This is a genomic window from Pyxidicoccus fallax (assembly GCF_012933655.1).
In the GTDB taxonomy this organism is placed as follows: Bacteria; Myxococcota; Myxococcia; order Myxococcales; family Myxococcaceae; genus Myxococcus; species Myxococcus fallax.
In genome coordinates this window covers 1-20,115 of record NZ_JABBJJ010000120.1, presented here as the reverse complement: position 1 = coordinate 20,115, position 20,115 = coordinate 1, and the positions used below count along the sequence as shown (strand labels likewise).

3 protein-coding genes (1 of these 3 only partly in view) are annotated in these 20,115 nt (G+C 73.4%); all 3 read left to right on the top strand.

The features are described 5' to 3' along the window. On the top strand, positions 1 to 562 hold the end of the coding sequence (locus tag HG543_RS56425) for a type I polyketide synthase (RefSeq protein ID WP_169347330.1). 7,385 nt of this gene lie to the left of the window's left edge; the window shows 562 of its 7,947 coding nt (coding positions 7,386-7,947); the start codon falls outside the window, past its left edge; it ends in the stop codon at positions 560 to 562. Continuing rightward, positions 559 to 11,544 carry a type I polyketide synthase gene (locus tag HG543_RS24810; protein ID WP_169347329.1) on the top strand — a complete coding sequence of 3,662 codons (10,986 nt, stop codon included), beginning with the start codon at positions 559 to 561 and terminating at the stop codon, positions 11,542 to 11,544. Before HG543_RS56425 ends, HG543_RS24810 begins: the two co-directional genes overlap by 4 nt. Next, positions 11,541 to 20,115 (top strand): type I polyketide synthase (locus HG543_RS24805; protein ID WP_169347328.1); only part of this gene is annotated, 8,575 nt, incomplete at its 3' end. The genes HG543_RS24810 and HG543_RS24805, both read left to right, overlap by 4 nt.

Sequence of the window (20,115 nt, the reverse complement as noted above, 5' to 3'; positions counted from 1 at the left end):
GGCGCGCCTGCTGGAGAGCAACCGCGCCCAGTCCGGCGTGGCGCCGCTCAACCTGCGTCAGTGGGTGGCGTTCAACGTGGCGGCGGCGACCTCGCCAAGGCTGTCCCGGCTGCTCGCCGCGCAGCGCACCCAGGACACCGGGGCGGCGGGTGACAGCGAGCTGCTCACGCGGCTCGCCTCGGCCGAGCCCGCCGCGCGTGCGGCCATCCTGCAGGACGTCATCCGCAAGGAGGTCTCGCAGGTGTTGCACATCGCCGAGGACCGGCTCGACGTGGAGGCGCCGCTCACCACGCTCGGCATGGACTCGCTGATGGGGCTGGAGCTGCGCAACCGCCTCGAGGCGGCGCTCCGCATCACCCTGCCAGTCGCGCAGCTCTGGAAGTACCCGACGGTCATCGCGCTCAGCCGCCACCTGGCGGCGGACAAGCGCGAGACGCCCGCTCCCGTGACGCCGCCTCGCCCCGAGGTGGTCGATACGAACCCCTCGGATGCCGAGATCGAGGCGATGGCGGCGGACCTGTCGGAACAACTGATTGACGAGGCCTTCGAGCAACTCACATGAGCGGTTCCGGTTCTTCGAGCTCCCCCCAGTCGCAGCAGGATCGTCTCAACAAGGCAGCCATCGTCATCCGGAGGCTCCAGGAGAAACTCCAGGCCTTCGAGCAGGCGAAGGCGGAGCCCATCGCCATCGTCGGCATGGGCTGCCGGTTCCCCGGTGGCGCCAACAGCCCCGAGGCGTACTGGTCGCTCCTCGATGAGGGCCGGGATGCCATCCAGCCGCTCGACTCGCGCTGGGCGCTGATTGGCGCCCGTCCAGGCGATGAAGCACCCCGCTGGGCGGGACTGCTCACCGAGCCGGTGGACCGCTTCGACGCGGAGTTCTTCGGCATCGCGCCGCGCGAGGCCCGTTCGCTGGACCCCCAGCACCGGCTCCTGCTGGAGGTGGCCTGGGAGGCGTTCGAGGACGCGCGGATGCCAGCCAAGGGGCTGGAGGGCAGCCGCACGGGCGTGTTCCTCGGCGCGATGTCGACGGACTACCTCGACCTCGTCGAGAAGCAGCCGGCCTCGGAGCAGGATGCCTACGGCACCATCGGCAACCTGCTCAGCATCGCCGCCGGCCGGCTCTCGTACACGCTCGGCCTCCAGGGGCCGTGCCTCACCGTCGACACCGCGTGCTCGGCGGCGCTGGTGGCCGTCCACCTGGCCTGCCTGAGCCTGCGCGCCCGGGAGTGCGACCGGGCGCTGGCGGGCGGCGTGAACCTGATTCTCTCTCCCGTCACGATGGACGCCTGGTCTCGCACCCAGGCGCTCTCGGCCGACGGGCGTTGCCGCACCTTCGATGCCACGGCGAACGGGTTCGTCCGGGGCGAGGGCTGCGGCATGGTGGTGCTCAAGCGCCTCTCGGACGCGCAGCGTGATGGCGACCGCATCTGGGCGCTGATCCGCGGCTCGGCCGTCAACCAGGACGGCCGGTCCATGGGGCTGACCGCCCCCAACGCGCTGGCGCAGGAAGCGCTGCTGCGCGAGGCGCTGGAGAGCGCCCGCGTCGACGCGGCGTCCATCGGCTACGTCGAGACCCACGGCACGGGCACGGTGCTGGGCGACCCCATCGAGGTCGAGGCCCTGCGCGCGGTGCTGGGCACGCCGCGGCCGAACGGCGAGCGCTGCGTGCTCGGCGCGGTGAAGACGAACCTGGGCCACCTCGAGGCGGCGGCGGGCATGGCGGGCCTCATCAAGGCCACGCTCGCGCTGACGAACGAGCGCATCCCGAAGAACCTCCACTTCCGCGCGCGCAACCCGCTCATCGAGATTGATGGGACGGCGCTCGCGCTGGCCACGGAGCCGGTGTCCTGGCCCCGGAGCGAGCGCCCGCGCTTCGCCGGGGTGAGCTCGTTCGGCATGAGCGGGACCAACGCCCACGTGGTGCTGGAGGAGGCCCCCACGGCGGCGGCGATGCCCGCGACCCAGGACCGCGCGGCGGAGCTGTTCGTGCTGTCCGCGAAGAACGAGGCGGCACTGGCGGCCCAGGCGGCGCGCCTGCGTGAGCACCTGCTGGCGCACCCGGAGCTGGGGTTCTCGGACGTCGCCGCCAGTCTGGTGACGACGCGCAGCCCCATGGAGCATCGGCTCGCGGTGGCGGCGACATCACCTGAGGGCCTGCGGTCCGCGCTCGACGCCGCGGCGCAGGGCCAGACGCCCACGGGCGTGGTGCGTGGCCGGACCGGTGGCCGGCGCGGGAAGGTGGCGTTCCTGTTCACGGGGCAGGGGGCGCAGGTGGCCGGCATGGGCCGGGGTCTGCACGCGGCCTGGCCTGCGTTCCGCGAGGCGTTCGACCGGTGCGTGGCGCTGTTCGACGGGGAGCTGAAGCTGGGACGGCCGCTGCGCGAGGTGATGTGGGCCGAGCCGGGCAGCGCGGACGCTGGACTGCTGGACCAGACGGGCTACACGCAGCCGGCGCTGTTCACGGTGGAGTACGCGCTGTGGGCGCTGTGGCGCAGCTGGGGCGTGGAGCCGGAGCTGGTGGCGGGCCACAGCATTGGTGAGCTGGTGGCGGCGCACGTGGCGGGAGTCTTCTCGCTGGAGGATGCGGTGCGGCTGGTGGCCGCGCGTGGGCGGCTGATGCAGGCGCTGCCCTCGGGCGGAGCGATGGTGTCCATCGCCGCGGCCGAGGAGGAAGTGCTGGCGGCGGTGAAGCCGCACGCGGCGACGGTGTCCATCGCGGCGGTGAATGGGCCGGCGCAGGTGGTCATCGCGGGAGAAGCGGAGGCGGTGAAGGCCATCGCGGCCGGGTTCTCCGCGCGAGGAGTGCGCACGAAGGCGCTGACGGTGTCGCACGCGTTCCACTCGCCATTGATGGACCCGATGCTGGCGGGCTTCCAGCAGGTGGCGGAGAAGGTGAAGTACCAGCCGGCGACGCTGCCGCTGGTGAGCAACGTCAGCGGGAAGCTGGCGGGGGCAGAGGTGGGGACGGCGGCGTACTGGGTGCGCCACGTGCGCGAGGCGGTGCGCTTCGCGGATGGCGTGAAGGCCCTGCACAAGGCCGGCGCTGGCACCTTCATCGAGCTGGGCCCGAAGGCGACGCTGCTCGGCCTCGTGCCCGCGTGCGTGCCGGAGACCGAGCCCGTGCTGGTCGCGTCGCTGCGCAGCGGGCGTGACGAGGCGGCGAGCATCCTCGAAGGGGTGGGTGGCTGGTGGGCCGCTGGCGGCGCCGTCGACTGGAAGGTCCTCTTCCCGGAGGGTGGCCGTCGCGTGTCGCTGCCGACCTACGCCTGGCAGCGGCAGCGGCACTGGCTCGAAGCGGCCCCGGTGCTCCAGCGGGTGGCTTCCGCTGACCGCTCGGCGGATTGGTTCTACCGCGTGGACTGGCCGGAGGCGCCCAGGGCCGGAGCCGAGGCGCGGGTCGCGGGTTCGGGCCGCTGGCTCGTGCTGGCGGACGCGCGTGGCTTCGGCAGCGCGGTCGCGGCGGCGCTCTCGGCGCGGGGGCAGTCGTGCACGCTCATGCACACGGCCGAGGTCTCCGTCATCACCGAGACCCTCGCCGGCCAGGGCGACTGGCAGGGCGTGCTCTACCTGGGCGGCCTCGATGCCGAGGTCGCCTACGAGGCCTCCGCGGAAGAGGTGAGCGGCGCCACGCGCGCCGCCGTGGCTCCGTTGCTGAACCTGGTGCGGGTCCTCGGGGCGGGACGCCGTCCTCCGCGGCTCTGGGTGGTCACCCGGGGCGCTTGCGCCGTGGGTGCGCAGTCCACCGTGGCCGCCTGCCAGTCCGCGCTGTGGGGCATGGGCCGCGTGATCGCGGTCGAGCACCCGGCCGCCTGGGGCGGTCTCATCGACCTGGATGCCCAGTACAGCGCGAGCGAGGTCGAGGCGCTGGTCACCGAGCTGCTCTCGCCGGACGGTGAGGACCAGCTGGCTTTCCGGCAGGGCCGCCGCCATGTCGCGCGGCTCGTGAGCGCGCCGCCGGAGTCCTCGTCGGCGCCGGTCACGCTGTCGGAGCAGGGAAGCTACCTGGTGACGGGCGGGCTGGGACCGCTCGGCCTGTACGTGGCGCAGTGGCTGGTGGAGCGCGGCGCGCGCCATCTGGTGCTGACCGGTCGCCGCGGCCTGGAGACGCCGGGAGCCGCCGAAGCCGTCGCGAAGCTCGAGGCGCTGGGCGCCCGGGTCAAGGTGGCGGCGGTGGACGTGGCCGATGCCGAGGCCATGGCCTCCCTGGTGAACGCAGCCGAGCCGCCCCTGCGGGGCGTCGTGCACGCCGCGGGCCTCGTCGAGGACAAGCTCCTGGCCCACCAGGACGAGGACCCGCTTGCCCGCGTGTTGCGCCCGAAGGTGGATGGCGCGTGGCTGCTGCACACGCTGACGCGTGAGCGGCCGCTGGACCTCTTCGTCCTGTTCTCATCGCTCGCGGCGGTCGCGGGCTCCGCCGGACAGGGCGCCTACGCCGCGGCCAACTCCTTCCTCGATGCCCTCGCCACGGTGCGCCGGGGCCGGGGCCTGCCGGCGCTGAGCATCGGCTGGGGCCTGTGGGCCGAGGGCGGCATGGGCACGCAGGCGCAGCGGCGCGAGCAGGAAGCCGTCGGCGTGCTGGCCATGGACCGGGTTTCGGCGCTGTCGGCCCTGGAGCGGCTGGTGAGCACGGGGGCCACGCAGCAGGTGGTCGCGTGGCTGGACCGCAAGGTGCTCGGAGGGACGGCCTCGCACACGAGCCGCAATCGCCTCATGGAGCGGCTGCGCGGCGACGCCGAGGCCCCGAAGGCCTCCACCCCGCGCCAGTGGCGAGGGATGTCCGTCGCGGAGGCCCGCCCCGCGCTTCACACGCTCGTCAGCGGCATCGTCGCCGACGTGCTCGGCTTCTCGGCTCCGGCCGCGCTGGACGCGAGCCGTGGCTTCGCCGAGCAGGGGCTCGACTCGCTGATGGCGGTGCAGATCCGCAACCGCCTGCAGCAGGCGCTGGACGCGCCGCTGTCGGTAACGCTCGCGTTCGACCACCCGACGGTGGAGCGGGTGGTGGCGCACCTGCTCACGGACGTGCTGGACCTGGAGGACCGGGCCTCGGCGCGGACGGCGCACTCGGCGGTGGCGGACGAGCCGATCGCCATCATCGGCGCGGCCTGCCGCCTCCCCGGGGGAGTCGACGGGCTGGAGGACTACTGGCGGCTGCTGATGGACGAGCGGATCGCCGTCACCGACGTCCCGGCGGACCGCTGGGCGCCGACGGAAGGACCCAACAAGGGCGGCTTCCTGCGCCAGGTGGACACCTTCGACCCGGCCTTCTTCCGCATCTCGCCCCGCGAGGCGGCGAGCCTCGACCCCCAGCAGCGGCTGCTGCTGGAGGTGAGCTGGGAGGCGCTGGAGGAGTCAGGCCAGGACCCGACGGTGCTGCGTGAGAGCGCCACGGGCGTCTTCGTGGGCATTGGCCCCAACGAGTACGGCGAGCGGCTGGAAGGTGACACCGACGAGGCGTCCGCGCTGTACGGCGCCACGGGCAACGCCCTCAGCTTCACGGCGGGACGCCTGTCGTTCTTCCTGGGCCTCCATGGCCCGAGTCTCGCGGTGGACACGGCGTGCTCGTCCTCGCTGGTGGCGCTCCACCTCGGCTGCCGGAGCCTGCTGCAAGGCGAGTGCGACCGGGCCCTGGTCGGCGGCGTCAACGTGCTCGTCTCGCCGCGGAACTTCGTGGCGCTCTCGCGCATGCGCGCGCTGTCTCCCGACGGGCGCTGCAAGACGTTCTCCGCCGACGCCGATGGTTACGGGCGCGGCGAGGGCTGCGCGGTGGTGGTGCTCAAGCGCCTCTCGCAGGCGCAGCGCGACGGCGACCGCATCCTGGCGGTGATTCGCGGCACGGCCGTCAACCACGACGGCCCGAGCAGCGGGCTCACGGTGCCCAGTGGTCCGGCGCAGCAGGCGGTGCTCCGGCAGGCGCTGGCGCAGGCGGGAGCGGCTCCGGCCGAGGTCGACTTCATCGAGTGCCATGGGACGGGGACCTCGCTGGGCGACCCCATCGAGGTGCAGGCGCTCGCGTCCGTCTACGGCGAGGGACGTCCCGCCGAGCGGCCGGTGATGCTGGGCGCCGTCAAGGCCAACCTCGGACACCTGGAGCCGGCGGCGGGTCTGGCCGGTGTGCTCAAGGTGGCGCTGGCGCTCGGGCACGAGCGGATTCCCGCCCAGCCCGGGCTGAGCGCGCTCAACCCGCACCTCCCGTGGGACACGCTGCCGGTGGCGGTGGCGCGCCAGGCAACCGATTGGCCGCGAGGTTCGCGTCCGCGTCTGGCGGGCGTCAGCTCGTTTGGTCTGAGCGGGACCAACGCGCACGTGGTGCTGGAGGAGGCTCCGCTGGTGGAGGCACCTCCGACCGCCGCGCCGGAGCGCTCCTCCGAGCTCATCGTGCTCTCCGCCAAGAGCGACGCCGCGCTGGATGCGCAGGCCGCGCGGCTGGCCGCGCACCTGGAAGCGCACCCGGAGCAGGGCCTGGGCGATATGGCCTTCAGCCTCGCGACGACGCGCGCCTCGATGGAGCAGCGGCTCGCGGTGGTGGCCAGCTCGCGCGAGGGGCTGCTGGAGGCGCTGAAGCAGGCGGCACAGGCACAGACGCCCGCGGGGGCCGTGCGCGGTCGTACCGCGACTGGCGCGGGGAAGGTGGTGTTCGTCTTCCCGGGCCAGGGCTCGCAGTGGCTGGGCATGGGCCGCAAGCTGCTGGCCGAGGAGCCCGCCTTCCGTGAGGCACTGGAGGCGTGTGACAAGGCCATCCAGGCCGAGGCCGGCTGGTCGCTGCTGAAGGAGCTGGCGGCGGACGAGAGCACCTCCCAGCTGGGCCGCATCGACGTGGTGCAGCCGGTGCTCTTCGCGGTGGAAGTGGCGCTGGCGGCGCTGTGGCGCGCGTGGGGTGTGGAGCCGGACGCGGTGGTGGGCCACAGCATGGGCGAGGTGGCCGCGGCCTACGTGGCCGGCGCGCTGTCGCTGGAAGACGCGGCGGCCATCATCTGCCGTCGCAGCGTGCTGCTGCGTCGCATCAGCGGCCAGGGCGAGATGGCGGTGGTGGAGCTGTCGCGCGCCGAGGCGGAAGCGGCGCTGGTGGGGTACGAGGACCGGCTGAGCGTGGCGGTGAGCAACAGCCCGCGCTCCACCGTCCTGGCGGGAGACCCGAAGGCGCTGGCGGAGGTGCTGGCGGCGTTGGAGGGGAAGGGCGTGTTCTGCCGGCGGGTGAAGGTGGACGTGGCGAGCCACAGCCCGCAGGTGGAGCCGCTGCGTGAGGACCTGCTGGCGGCGCTGAGCCAGCTGGCGCCGAAGCGAGCGACGGTGGCGATGCGCTCGACGGTGACGGGCGAGCTGGTGGAAGGCCCGGAGCTGCTGGCGAACTACTGGGCGGACAACCTCCGCCAGCCGGTGCGCTTCGGCGACGCGGTGCAGGAGCTGCTCGATGGCGGCCACGGGCTCTTCATCGAGATGAGCCCGCACCCCATCCTGACGATGCCGGTGGAGGAGATGCGCCGGGCGTCCGGGAAGGACGGCGTGGCGGCGGGCTCGCTGCGTCGCGGGCAGGAAGAGCGTGGCGCGCTGCTGGAGACGCTGGGCGCGCTGTGGACGCAAGGCTACCCGGTGGCGTGGGAGCGTCAGTTCCCGGCGGGCGGGCAGCGTGTCTCGCTGCCGACCTACGCGTGGCAGCGCGAGCGCCACTGGATCGACGCGCCGACCTCCGAGGTGAAGGGACCGCGCGGTCGCGTTCACACGGGCGGCCATCCGCTGCTCGGCGAAGCCCTGACGGTCTCGACGCAGGCGGGCATGCGCCTGTGGGAGACGACGCTGGACCCGAAGCGGCTGCCGTGGCTCGGCGACCACCGGGTGCAGGGCGCGGTGGTGTTCCCCGGCGCGGGCTATCTGGAGATGGCGCTCGCCGCCGGAGCCGAGGCGCTCGGGGCCGGTGCGTTCCGGGTGACGGACGTGTCGTTCGTCGAGGCGCTCGTCTTCGCGGGCGAGGCCCCTGTCGAGGTGCAGGTCGTGACGACCGAGGAGCGCCCCGGACTTCTGCGCTTCCAGGTCGCCAGCCGGCAGCCCGCGGCGAGTCGTGATGCGTGGCTCGTGCACGCGCGTGGCTCCCTCCGCAGCGTGGAGCGCGCGGAAGCTCCGGCACCGGTGGACGTGGCCGGCCTGCGCGCGCGGCCGGGCGTCGTCATGCCCGCCAGTGCCGCCTATGCCGCGCTCGGTGAGATGGGGCTCCAGTTCGGCCCCGCCTTCCAGGGCGTCGCCGAGTTCTGGCGCGGTGAGGGCGAGGCGCTCGGGCGTGTGCGGCTGCCCGAGGCCGCCGGCGGCGCGCAGTCCTATCAGGTCCACCCGGCGCTGCTGGATGCCTGCTTCCAGGTGATGGTGGGCACCCTCAACGACACCGACAAGGCGCCGTGGGTGCCGGTCGAGGTGGGCGCGTTGCGGTTGCTGCAGCGGCCCCACGGCGAACTCTGGTGTCACCTGCGCATCCAGCCGGACGAGGCGAAGGACTCCTCCAAGGGAGGCCCGCTGCTGCGGAGCGCCGACATCCGGGTGGCCGACGCCACGGGCGCGCTGGTCGCCGAGGTCACCGGGCTGGTGGTGCGGCGCCTGGCGAGCGAGGCGAGCCACGACGAGCAGGACGGCTGGTTCATGGAGCTCGCGTGGGAGCCCGCGAACGTGCCCGCCGCGAAGAGCGTCGCCGGGCGCTTCCTCCTGCTCGGTGACGGGGGCGGGGTTGGCGCGGCCCTGCGCACGGCGCTGGAAGCCTCGGGCCACACGGTCATCCAGGCCGTGGCCGGAGCCGCCGGCAAGGTGCCGGCCGGGGTCCTGCCGCTCAATGACTCGAACGCCGCCAGCGTGAGGGCGCTGCTGACCAGTGCCTTCCGCGGACAGGCTCCGACAGCCGTGGTGCATCTGCGTGGCCTCGAAGGCGAGGGCACGCTCGAAGCGAGCGCGGTCGAGGCCGCCCTGGCGCGCGGCTGCGACAGCGTGCTCGCGACGGTGCAGGCCGTGACGGAGATGGGCTACCGCGATGCGCCCAGGCTGTGGGTCCTGACGCGTGGCGCGCAGCCCACCGGCGGCGGCGAGGTCGCCGTGGCGCAGGCTCCCGTGCTCGGCCTGGGCCGCGCCATCGCCATGGAGCACCCCGAGCTGCGCTGCGCCCGGGTCGACCTGGATCCGTCGCGCCCTGGCGAGGAACTCCAGGGGCTCGTCGCGGAACTCCTGGCCGATGATGCCGAGGACGAGGTCGCCCTGCGCGGTCGGGAACGGCGTGTCGCGCGGCTCGTGCGCAAGACGCCGGAGAGCGGTTCGAGCGAGCGGCTCGAGCCCGCCAACGGGCGCTCCTTCCGGCTGGAGATCGACAAGCCCGGCGTGCTCGATGACCTGCTGCTGCGGGTCACCGAGCGCAGGCCTCCGGGCCCCGGTGAGGTGGAGATCGCCGTCGAGGCGGCGGGCCTCAACTTCCTCGACGTGTTGCTCGCGCTCGGCGTGATGCCCGACGACATGCCCGGCGCCGCGGACGGTCCCCTGGTGCTCGGCGGTGAGTGCGCCGGGCGCATCGTCGCCGTCGGCGAGGGCGTGAGTGGACTGTCCGTGGGACAGCCGGTCATCGCCCTGGCGCGAGCCTCGTTCGCGTCGCACGTCACGGCGCCGGCCGCGCTGGTGGTGCCGCGTCCCGACTCGCTGTCGGCATCGCAGGGCGCGGCGATTCCCATCGTCTACCTCACCGCCTGGTATGCGCTGTCCAAGGTGGCCCGGCTGCAGAAGGGTGAGCGCGTGCTCATCCACGCGGCCACGGGCGGCGTGGGCCTGGCGGCGGTGCAGTGGGCCCAGCACGTGGGCGCCGAGGTCTACGCCACGGCGGGCACGCCCGAGAAGCGCGCGTACCTGCAGTCGCTGGGCGTCAAGTACGTGAGCGACTCGCGCTCGGACCGCTTCGTCTCCGACGTGCTCGAGTGGACGGGCGGGGAGGGCGTGGACGTGGTGCTCAACTCGCTCTCCGGCGAGCTCATCGCCAAGAGCTTCGCGCTGCTGCGCTCGCATGGCCGCTTCGTGGAGCTGGGCAAGCGCGACTACTACGCCAACAACCAGCTCGGGCTGCGCCCGTTCCTGCGCAACCTCTCGTTCTCGCTGGTGGACCTGCGGGGCATGAGCGTCGAGCGGCCGGCCTGGGTGCGCGCGCTGCTGGAGGAGCTGCTCGGCCTCTTCGCCCAGGGCGTGGTCCGTGGGCTGCCGGTCGAGAGCTTCCCCGTGTCGCGCGCCGCCGACGCCTTCCAGAAGATGGCGCAGGGGCACCACATCGGGAAGCTGGTGCTGGCGCTCGAGGACCCCGAGGCGCGGATTCGCGTGCGCGCGGAGTCGGGGGCCTCGGCCATCCGCGGCGACGGCAGCTACCTCATCACCGGCGGTCTGGGGGGCCTGGGCCTGAGCGTCGCGGGCTGGCTGGCGGAGAAGGGCGCCGGGCACGTGGTGCTCATGGGCCGCTCCGGCGCGGCGAACGCGGAGCAGCAGGCCGCCGTGGCGGCACTGGAGGCGCGGGGGACGCGCGTCACGGTGGCGAAGGCGGACGTGGCCGAGCGGGCGCACGTCGAGCGGGTGCTGGATGGCGTCCGCTCCTCGGGGATGCCGCTGCGCGGCGTCATCCACGCGGCCGGACTCCTGGACGATGGTCTGCTCCTGCAGCAGACGCCGGCGCGCCTGCGCAAGGTGATGGCGCCCAAGGTCCAGGGCGCGCTGCACCTGCACACGCTGACGCGCGGGATGCCGCTCGACTTCTTCGTGCTCTACGCGTCGGGCGCCGGCATCCTGGGCTCGCCGGGTCAGGGCAACTACGCCGCCGCCAACACCTTCCTGGACGCGCTCGCGCATCATCGGCGGCGCGAGGGGCTGCCGGGGCTGAGCATCGACTGGGGCGCCTTCTCCGGCGTGGGCCTGGCCGCCGCTCAGGAGAACCGCGGCGCGCGGCTCGCGAGCCGTGGCCTCCGCAACCTCACGGCGGACGAGGGGCTCGTGACGCTGGAGCGGCTGCTCCAGGGCGGCTCCGCGCAGTCGGCCGTGCTGCCGTTCGACGTGCGCCAGTGGGTGGAGTTCTATCCGGCGGCCGCGTCCTCGCCGCTGCTGTCCCGCCTCCGGGCGGAGCAGCCGCACGAGCGCCGCGCGGTCGCGGGTGACGGCGCGCTCGCCGAGAAGCTCGCGGCGGCGGCGCCCGAGGCACGCGCGACGGTGCTCCTCGAGTTCCTGCGCGGCGAGGCCGCTCGCGTGCTGCGCATCGCCGAGAACAAGTTCGACACCCAAGCGCCGCTCACGTCCCTGGGCATGGACTCGCTCATGGGATTGGAGCTGCGCAACCGAATCGAGGGCGCGCTCGGCATCAAGGTGCCGGCGACCCTGCTGTGGACCTATCCCACCGTGCTCGCCCTGAGCCGGCATCTCGCCGGTGAAGCGACTGAGACCGCCCCCGCGGAGGCGCCGCCGCCTCCGAAGGAGGACCTCACGGCCGCCATCGAGGCCATGTCGCAGGACGAGCTGATGATGCTGATCGCGGAAGAAGCCAAGACGCTGACATGAGCACCCCCGTTACGCCGCCGGAAGCGCTGAAACAAGCAGCCCTCGTCATTCGCCGCCTCAAGGAGCGACTGGAACCGCTGGAGCAAGCGGAGCAGGCGCGAAGCGAGCCCATCGCCATCGTGGGTATCGGCTGCCGCTTCCCCGGCGGCGCGGAGACCCCCGACGCCTTCTGGAAGCTGCTGGAGGAGGGCCGTGACGCCGTCCAGTCGCTCGATGAGCGCTGGACACACCTGGGCGTGCGCCCGAGCGAGGACGTGCCCCGCTGGGCGGGCCTGCTCACGGGCCCCGTGGATGGCTTCGACGCCGCGTTCTTCGGCATCTCGCCGCGCGAGGCGCTGACGCTCGATCCGCAGCAGCGCCTGCTGCTGGAGGTCGCCTGGGAGGCGCTCGAGGACGCGGGTGTCGTGGTGCCGGCGCTCGAAGGCAGCCGCACGGGTGTCTTCGTGGGCGCGGGCACGAAGGACTACTCCACCTTCGTCCGGCAGCAGCCACGCAACGAGCGGGACGCGTACGGCACGACGGGGAACCTGCTCAGTGTCGCGTCGGGACGTCTTTCGTACACGCTGGGGCTGCAGGGGCCCTGCCTGACGGTGGACACGGCGTGCTCGTCGTCGCTGGTCGCCATCCACCTCGCCTGCCACAGCCTGCGGGTGGGAGAGAGCGACCTGGCGCTGGCCGGCGGTGTGAACCTCCTGCTGTCGCCCGAGACGATGGCGGACCTGGGCCGCACGCAGGCGCTGTCGCCGGATGGCCGCTGCAAGACCTTCGATGCGCTGGCCAATGGCTTCACGCGAGGCGAGGGCTGCGGGCTCGTGGTGCTCAAGCGCCTCGCCGATGCGCGTCGCGATGGCGACCGCATCTGGGGCCTGATTCGGGGCTCGGCCGTCAACCAGGACGGCAAGTCCACGGGCCTGACGGCGCCCAACGTGCTCGCGCAGGTGTCGCTGCTGCGCGATGCGCTGCGAGACGCTCGCCTCGAGCCAGGGGACGTCGGCTTCATCGAGACCCACGGCACGGGCACCTCGCTGGGCGACCCGATTGAAGTGGATGCGCTGCGCACGGTGCTCGGAGCCCAGCGGCCGAACGGCGAGCGCTGTGTGCTCGGGGCCGTGAAGACGAACGTCGGCCACCTGGAGTCCTCGGCGGGCGTGGCGGGCCTGGTCAAGGCCGTGCTGGCGCTGCGCAATGAGCGCATTCCGAAGAACCTGCACTTCCGGACGCTCAACCCGCGCCTGCGGCTGGAGGGCTCCTCGCTCGCGCTCGCGACCGAGGCCCTGCCGTGGCCGCGCAAGAGCACCCCGCGACGCGCGGGTGTCAGTTCGTTCGGCATCAGTGGCACCAACGCGCACGTGGTGCTGGAGGAGGCTCCCGCGGTCGAGGGGGTCTCCGCGACGCCCGCGCGCGCGGCGGAGCTGTTCGTGCTGTCCGCCAAGAGCGAGGCGGCACTGGTGGCCCAGGCGGCGAAGCTGCGGGACCACGTGATGGCACACCCGTCGCTGGGGCTGGGCGATGTGGCCTTCAGCCTCGCGACGACGCGCGCCGCGATGGAGCAGCGGCTGGCCGTGGTGGCCAGCTCGCGCGCGGCGCTGCGTGACGCGCTGGAGGCCGCGGCGCAGGGGCAGATGCCCACGGGCGTGGTGCGCGGCGCGACCTCCGTGTCGCGCGGCAAGGTGGCGTTCCTGTTCACGGGGCAGGGGGCGCAGGTGGCCGGCATGGGCCGGGGCCTGCACGCGGCCTGGCCTGCGTTCCGCGAGGCGTTCGACCGGTGCGTGGCGCTGTTCGACCGGGAGCTGAAGCTGGAGCGGCCGCTACGCGAGGTGATGTGGGCCGAGCCGGGCAGCGCGGACGCGGGGCTGCTGGACCAGACGGGCTACACGCAGCCGGCGCTGTTCACGGTGGAGTACGCGCTGTGGGCGCTGTGGCGCAGCTGGGGTGTGGAGCCGGAATTGGTGGCGGGCCACAGCATCGGCGAGCTGGTGGCGGCGCACGTGGCGGGAGTCTTCTCGCTGGAGGACGCGGTGCGGCTGGTGGCCGCGCGTGGGCGGCTGATGCAGGCGCTGCCCTCGGGCGGAGCGATGGTGTCCATCGCCGCGGCCGAGGAGGAAGTCGCGGCGGCGGTGAAGCCGCACGCAGCGACGGTGTCCATCGCGGCGGTGAACGGGCCGAAGCAGGTGGTCATCGCGGGAGAAGCGGAGGCGGTGAAGGCCATCGCGGCGGAGTTCTCCGGGCGCGGGGTGCGCACGAAGGCGCTGACGGTGTCGCACGCGTTCCACTCGCCACTCATGGCCCCGATGTTGGCGGGCTTCCAGCAGGTGGCGGAGAAGGTGAAGTACCAGGCGGCGACGCTGCCCTTGGTGAGCAACGTCAGCGGGAAGCTGGCGGGCGGGGAGGTGGGGACGGCGGCGTACTGGGTGCGCCACGTACGCGAGGCGGTGCGCTTCGCGGATGGGGTGAAGGCGCTGAACGAGGCGGGCGCGGGCGTCTTCGTGGAAGTGGGCCCGAAGGCGACGCTGCTGGGAATGGTGCCCGCGTGCCTGCCGGAGGCGAAGCCGGAGGTGGTGGCGTCGCTGCGCAGCGGGCGCGACGAGGCGGCGAGCATCCTCGAGGGGCTCGCTGGATTCTGGGCCACCGGAGGCGCGCCGCGCTGGGCGGGCGTGTTCCCGACGGGCGGTCAGCGGGTGCGGCTGCCGACGTATTCGTGGCAGCGCGAGCGGTACTGGCTGGCGGCGTCCGAAGCCGCGGTGGCGCAGTCTGGAGAACCGACGGGCCATCCACTGCTGGGAGTGAGGCTGCCGGTCGCCGGGACGCGGGCGGTGTTCGAGTCGGTGGTGGGACTGGACACGCAGGGGTGGCTGGGAGACCACCGGGTCGCGGGGCAGACGGTGGTGCCGGGAGCGGCCATCGCGGAGTGGGTGCGAGCCGCGGCCTCGCATGTAGGAACGGACTCGCCTGTCGTGGCCGGTCTCGTGCTCCAGGCGCCGTTGATGCTCGCGGAGAAGGGCGCGCGACGCGTCCAGGTGGTGCTGACCGAAGTCGATGGGCTGGTGAGCGCGGCGGTGTACAGCCGGGCCGCCGAAGCTGGAGCGGAAGCAGGCTGGACCCAGCACGCTTCAGCGACGCTGACCTCAGAGGTCGCGGCATTGCCGCTGGACCTCGCCGGAGTGCGGACCCGGTGTGCCGAAGCGGTGGAGGTCGAGACGACGTACGCGGGCTTCTCCGAGCACGGGCTGTCATATGGCCCGGCCTTCCAGGGCCTGCGCTCGCTGTGGCGAGGTGACGGCGAGGCGCTGGCCGAGGTCGCGCTGCCGGAGAGTGCACGCGCCGAGGGCTTCGGAGTGCACCCGGCGCTGCTCGACGCCGCGCTGCAGGCGGTGGTGGCCGCCACGCCCGCCTCGGAGGAGCTGTACCTGCCGTTCGAGATGGGCCGCTTCAGCGTCCACCAGCCGGGCCTGGAAGCGGCCTGGGTGCACGTGCGGATGCACCCGGGCGCGGGCGTGGTGGCGGACGTGACGCTGGCGGATGCCTCCGGTGCGGTGCTGGCCGAGGTGAAGGAGCTGCGCTTCCGTCAGGCGGATAGGGAGGCGCTGAGGCGAGCCAACCAGGAGGCGCCGAGCGAGGCCTTCTACCGGCTGGAGTGGCGCGAGACGCCGCTGGTGGAGACGGCCCGTGCCGAGGGCAGCTGGGTGGTGGTGGCGTCGCCGGAGTCGAGCCGGGCCGAGGAGCTGGTGGCGCGGCTGGGCCGTGGCGTCGTGGTGCAGCCCGAGGGCGTGGCGGCGGCGCTGGCGGCGGAGTCGGCCGTCGCGGGAGTGGTGTGCCTGTGGGAGGGCCGTGCGGGTGAAGCGGCACCGGTGGCCGCCAAGCGCGTGGCGACGGAAGGCCTGTCGGTGGTGCAGGCGCTGCGGGGCGGCAAGCCGGCGCGGCTGTGGTGGGTGACGCCGGGCGCGGTGGCGGTGGAGTCGGGCGAAGCGGTGGACGTGGCGACGGCGACGGCGTGGGGCCTGGGCCGCACGGTGGCGCAGGAGCACCCGGAGCTGGGCTGCACGCTGGTGGACGTGACGCCGGGCGCCGAGGCCGTCGAGTCGCTGGTGCGCGAGCTGAGTGCGGGCAGCGAGGAGAGCCAGGTGGCCTGGCGCGGAGGCCGCCGCCATGTGGCGCGGCTGGTGCGCGCGGGGGCGAGCGTCACCGTGGCGGCACAGCCCCAGACGGGCACGGTGCTGGTAACGGGCGGCCTGGGTGCGCTGGGCCTGCACGTGGCGAAGTGGCTGGCGGCCCAGGGCGTGGGGCACCTGGTGCTCACCGGGCGTCGCGGCCTGGAGACGCCGGGCGCGGCCGAGGCGGTGGCGGAGCTGGAGAAGCTCGGTGCCCGCGTGACGGTGGCCGCGGTGGACGTGGCGGACAGGCAGGGCCTCGCGGCGGTGCTGCAGGCCCTTCCGGCGGAGCTGCCGCTGCGCGGCGTCATCCACGCGGCGGGCGTGCTGGATGACGGCGTAGTGGCGGAGCAGAACGCGGAGCGCTTCGCGCGGGTGCTGACGCCGAAGGTGGACGGGGCGTGGAACCTGCACGAGCTGACGGCGCAGGCGCAGCTGGAGTACTTCGTGCTCTTCTCGTCGGTGTCGGGCCTGCTGGGCGCGGCGGGGCAGAGCAACTACGCGGCGGCCAATACCTTCCTGGATGCGCTGGCGGCGCACCGGCGTGCGCGTGGGCTGCCGGCGCAGAGCCTGGCGTGGGGTGCGTGGGCCGGGGAGGGTATGGCGGCGGGGCCGCAGGCGCGCATCGCGCGCAAGGGCATCCAGTCGCTGACGGCGGAAGAGGGCGTGGCGCTGCTGGGCCAGGCGCTGGCGCGCACGGAAGCGCAGCTGGGCGTGGCGCTGCTGGACCTGCCGGCGATTGGCCGCGCGCTGGGCTCGGCGGTGCCTCCGGTCTGGCGGGCGCTGGTGCGCGCGCCGTCGACCAACACTCGGGGCGCGTGGGCGGCTCGGCTGGCGACCCTGTCGATGGAGCGCCGTGCCGAGGAAGTGCGGGCCGCGGTTCAGGCCGAGGTGGCGCAGGTCCTGGCACTCGGCTCCGCGAGCGCGGTGCAGGCGGACCGGCCAATGCAGGAGTTGGGGCTCGACTCGCTCATGGCGGTGGAGCTGCGCAACGCGCTCGGCCGCCGGGTCGGTGCTTCGCTGCCGGCGACGCTGGCGTTCGACTATCCGACCGTCGACGCGCTCACCCAGTGGCTGCTCGATGACGTTCTCGTCGTGAACGAGCCCGAGACCCGGCTGTCCAAGGCTGCGTCGCGGGAGGTCTCCGATGAGCCCATCGCCATCGTCGGCATGGGCTGCCGCTTCCCGGGGGGGATCAGCAATCCGGAGTCGTACTGGCGGCTGCTGGATGAGGGCCTCGACGCCATCACCGAGGTGCCGCGCACGCGCTGGGACGTGGACGCGCTGTACGACCCGAACCCGGACGCACCGGGGAAGATGACGACGCGCTCGGGTGGCTTCCTTTCGGACATCGACCAGTTCGACCCCGCGTTCTTCGGCATCTCGCCCCGCGAGGCGGCGGCGATGGACCCGCAGCAGCGCCTGCTGCTGGAGACGAGCTGGGAAGCGCTGGAGCGCGCGGGCCTGTCGCCCGAGAAGCTGATGGGCAGCGACACCGGCGTGTTCGTCGGCCACATGTATCAGGAGTACGCCACGCTCAGTGGCGGCCTGGCGGCGCTCGACGGCTACGTGGGAAGTGGTGCCGCGGCGAGCGTGGCGTCGGGACGCATCTCGTACGTGCTCGGGTTGAAGGGCCCGAGCCTGACGGTGGACACGGCGTGCTCGTCGTCGCTGGTGACGGTGCACCTGGCCTGTCAGGCGCTGCGCAACGGCGAGTGCTCCACGGCGCTGGCCGGTGGCGTGGCGGTGATGCTGACGCCCGCGTCCTTCGTCGAGTTCAGCCGGCTGCGTGGCCTGGCTTCCGACGGGCGTTGCAAGAGTTTCGCGGCGGGCGCCGATGGCGTGGGCTGGAGCGAAGGCTGCGGCATGCTCGTGCTGAAGCGGCTGAGCGATGCGCAGCGCGACGGCGACTCCGTCCTCGCGGTGATTCGCGGCTCGGCGGTGAACCAGGACGGTCGCAGCAACGGCCTGACAGCACCGAATGGCCCGTCGCAGCAGGCCGTCATCCGCCGCGCGCTGGAGCAGGCGGGACTGACTCCGGCCGACTTGGACTACGTCGAGTGCCACGGTACGGGTACGACGCTGGGCGACCCGATTGAAGTGCAGGCCCTGGGCGCGGCGCTGGCGCCGGGACGTCCCGCCGAGCACCCCGTGGTCATCGGCTCGGTGAAGTCGAACATGGGGCACACGCAAGCGGCGGCGGGCGTGGCCGGCATCATGAAGGTGGTGCTGTCGCTGCGGCACGGGCGCATCCCGAAGAGCCTGCACTTCGACGCGCCGAGCCCGCACATTCCGTGGGCGGAGCTGCCGGTGAAAGTGGCGGCCGAGCCGGTGGAGTGGCCGCGCAAAGGCACGCCTCGGCGCGCGGGTGTCAGCTCGTTCGGCATCAGCGGCACCAATGCGCACGTCGTCCTGGAGGAGGCTCCCGAGGTCGAGGTTGCTCCCACGGAGCCCGCACGCGTGGCGGAATTGCTCGTGCTCTCCGCCAAGAGCGAGGTGGCGCTGAATGCCCAGGCGGCGCAGCTGGCGAAGCACGTGGAGGCGAATCCGGAGCAGGGCCTGAGCGATGTGGCCTTCAGCCTCGCGACGACGCGCGCCGTGATGGAGCAGCGGCTCGCCGTGGTGGCCAGCTCGCGCGAGGCGCTGCGTGACGCGCTGGAGGCCGCGGCGCAGGGCCAGACGCCCACCGGCGTGGTGCGCGGTGCGACCTCCTCGGTGCGCGGGAAGGTGGCGTTCCTGTTCACGGGGCAGGGGGCGCAGGTGGCCGGCATGGGCCGGGGCCTGCACGCCGCGTGGCCGGCGTTCCGTGAGGCGTTCGACCGGTGCGTGGCGCTGTTCGACGGGGAGCTGAAGCTGGAGCGGCCGCTGCGCGAGGTGATGTGGGCCGAGCCGGGCAGCGCGGACGCGGGGCTGCTGGACCAGACGGGCTACACGCAGCCGGCGCTGTTCACGGTGGAGTACGCGCTGTGGGCGCTGTGGCGCAGCTGGGGCGTGGAGCCGGAGTTGGTGGCGGGCCACAGCATCGGCGAGCTGGTGGCGGCGCACGTGGCGGGAGTCTTCTCGCTGGAGGACGCGGTGCGGCTGGTGGCCGCGCGTGGGCGGCTGATGCAGGCGCTGCCGTCCGGCGGGGCCATGGTGTCCATCGCCGCGGCCGAGGAGGAGGTGCTGGCGGCGGTGAATCCGCACGCAGCGACGGTGTCCATCGCGGCGGTGAATGGGCCGACGCAGGTGGTCATCGCGGGAGAAGCGGAGGCGGTGAAGGCCATCGCGGCGGAGTTCTCCGGGCGCGGGGTGCGCACGAAGGCGTTGACGGTGTCGCACGCGTTCCACTCGCCGTTGATGGACCCGATGCTGGAGGAGTTCGGCCGCATCGCGGCGACGGTGAGGTACAGCGAGCCGCAGCGCCCGGTCGTGTCGAACGTGACGGGCCGGGTGGCCGGAGCCGAGCTGGCGACGGCGGCGTACTGGGTGCGCCACGTGCGCGAGGCGGTGCGCTTCAGCGACGGCATACGCGCGCTGCACGAGGCGGGCGCGGGCGTCTACGTGGAAATGGGCCCGAAGGCGACGCTGCTGGGCATGCTTCCCGCGTGTCTGCCGGAGGCGAAGCCGACGCTGGTGGCCTCGCTGCGCACCGCGCGAGCGGAGGCGGAGAGCGTGCTCGAAGCGCTCGGAAGCCTCTGGTCCGTGGGCGGGAAGGTCGCGTGGGCGGGTGTGTACCCGTCGGGCGGCCGTCGGGTGCTGCTGCCGACGTATGCGTGGCAGCGTGAGCGGTACTGGATCCCGACGTCCGACAGCACGGTGGCGCAGTCCGGAGAATCGACGGGCCACCCGCTGCTGGGCGTGAGGCTGCCGGTCGCCGGGACGCGGGCGGTGTTCGAGTCGGTGGTGGGGTTGGAGACCCACGATTGGCTCGGAGAGTTCCGGGTCGCCGGGCAGGTGGTGGTGCCGGGCGCGGCCATCGCGGAGTGGGTGCGAGCCGCGGCCTCGTATGGAGCGACGGACGCGATTCACATCACGGGCCTCGCGTTGCAGGCGCCGCTGGTGTTGCCGGAAAAGGGCGCGCGACGCGTCCAGGTGGTGCTCACCGAGGCGGATGGAGTGCTGAGCGCCGCGGTGTACAGCCGGCCGGCTGGAGGCGCGGTTGGAACGGGTTGGACGCAGCACGCCTCTGCCACGGTGACCTCGAAGGAGGTCGTGGCAGCGACGTCGCTGGATCTCTCTGGTGCACGGGGGAAGTGCGCCGAGATGGTGGAGATCGAAGCGGCGTACACGCGCTTCGCTGAGCTGGGGCTGTCGTATGGCCCGGCCTTCCAGGGCCTGCGCTCGCTGTGGCGAGGTGACGGCGAGGCGCTGGCCGAGGTCGCGCTGCCGGAGAGTGCACGCGCCGAGGGCTTCGGAGTGCACCCGGCGCTGCTCGACGCCG

Excerpts from the sequence above, each read along its gene's own strand:
- HG543_RS24810 (WP_169347329.1), top strand. The coding sequence starts at position 559 with ATGAGCGGTTCCGGTTCTTCGAGCTCCCCCCAGTCGCAGCAGGATCGT.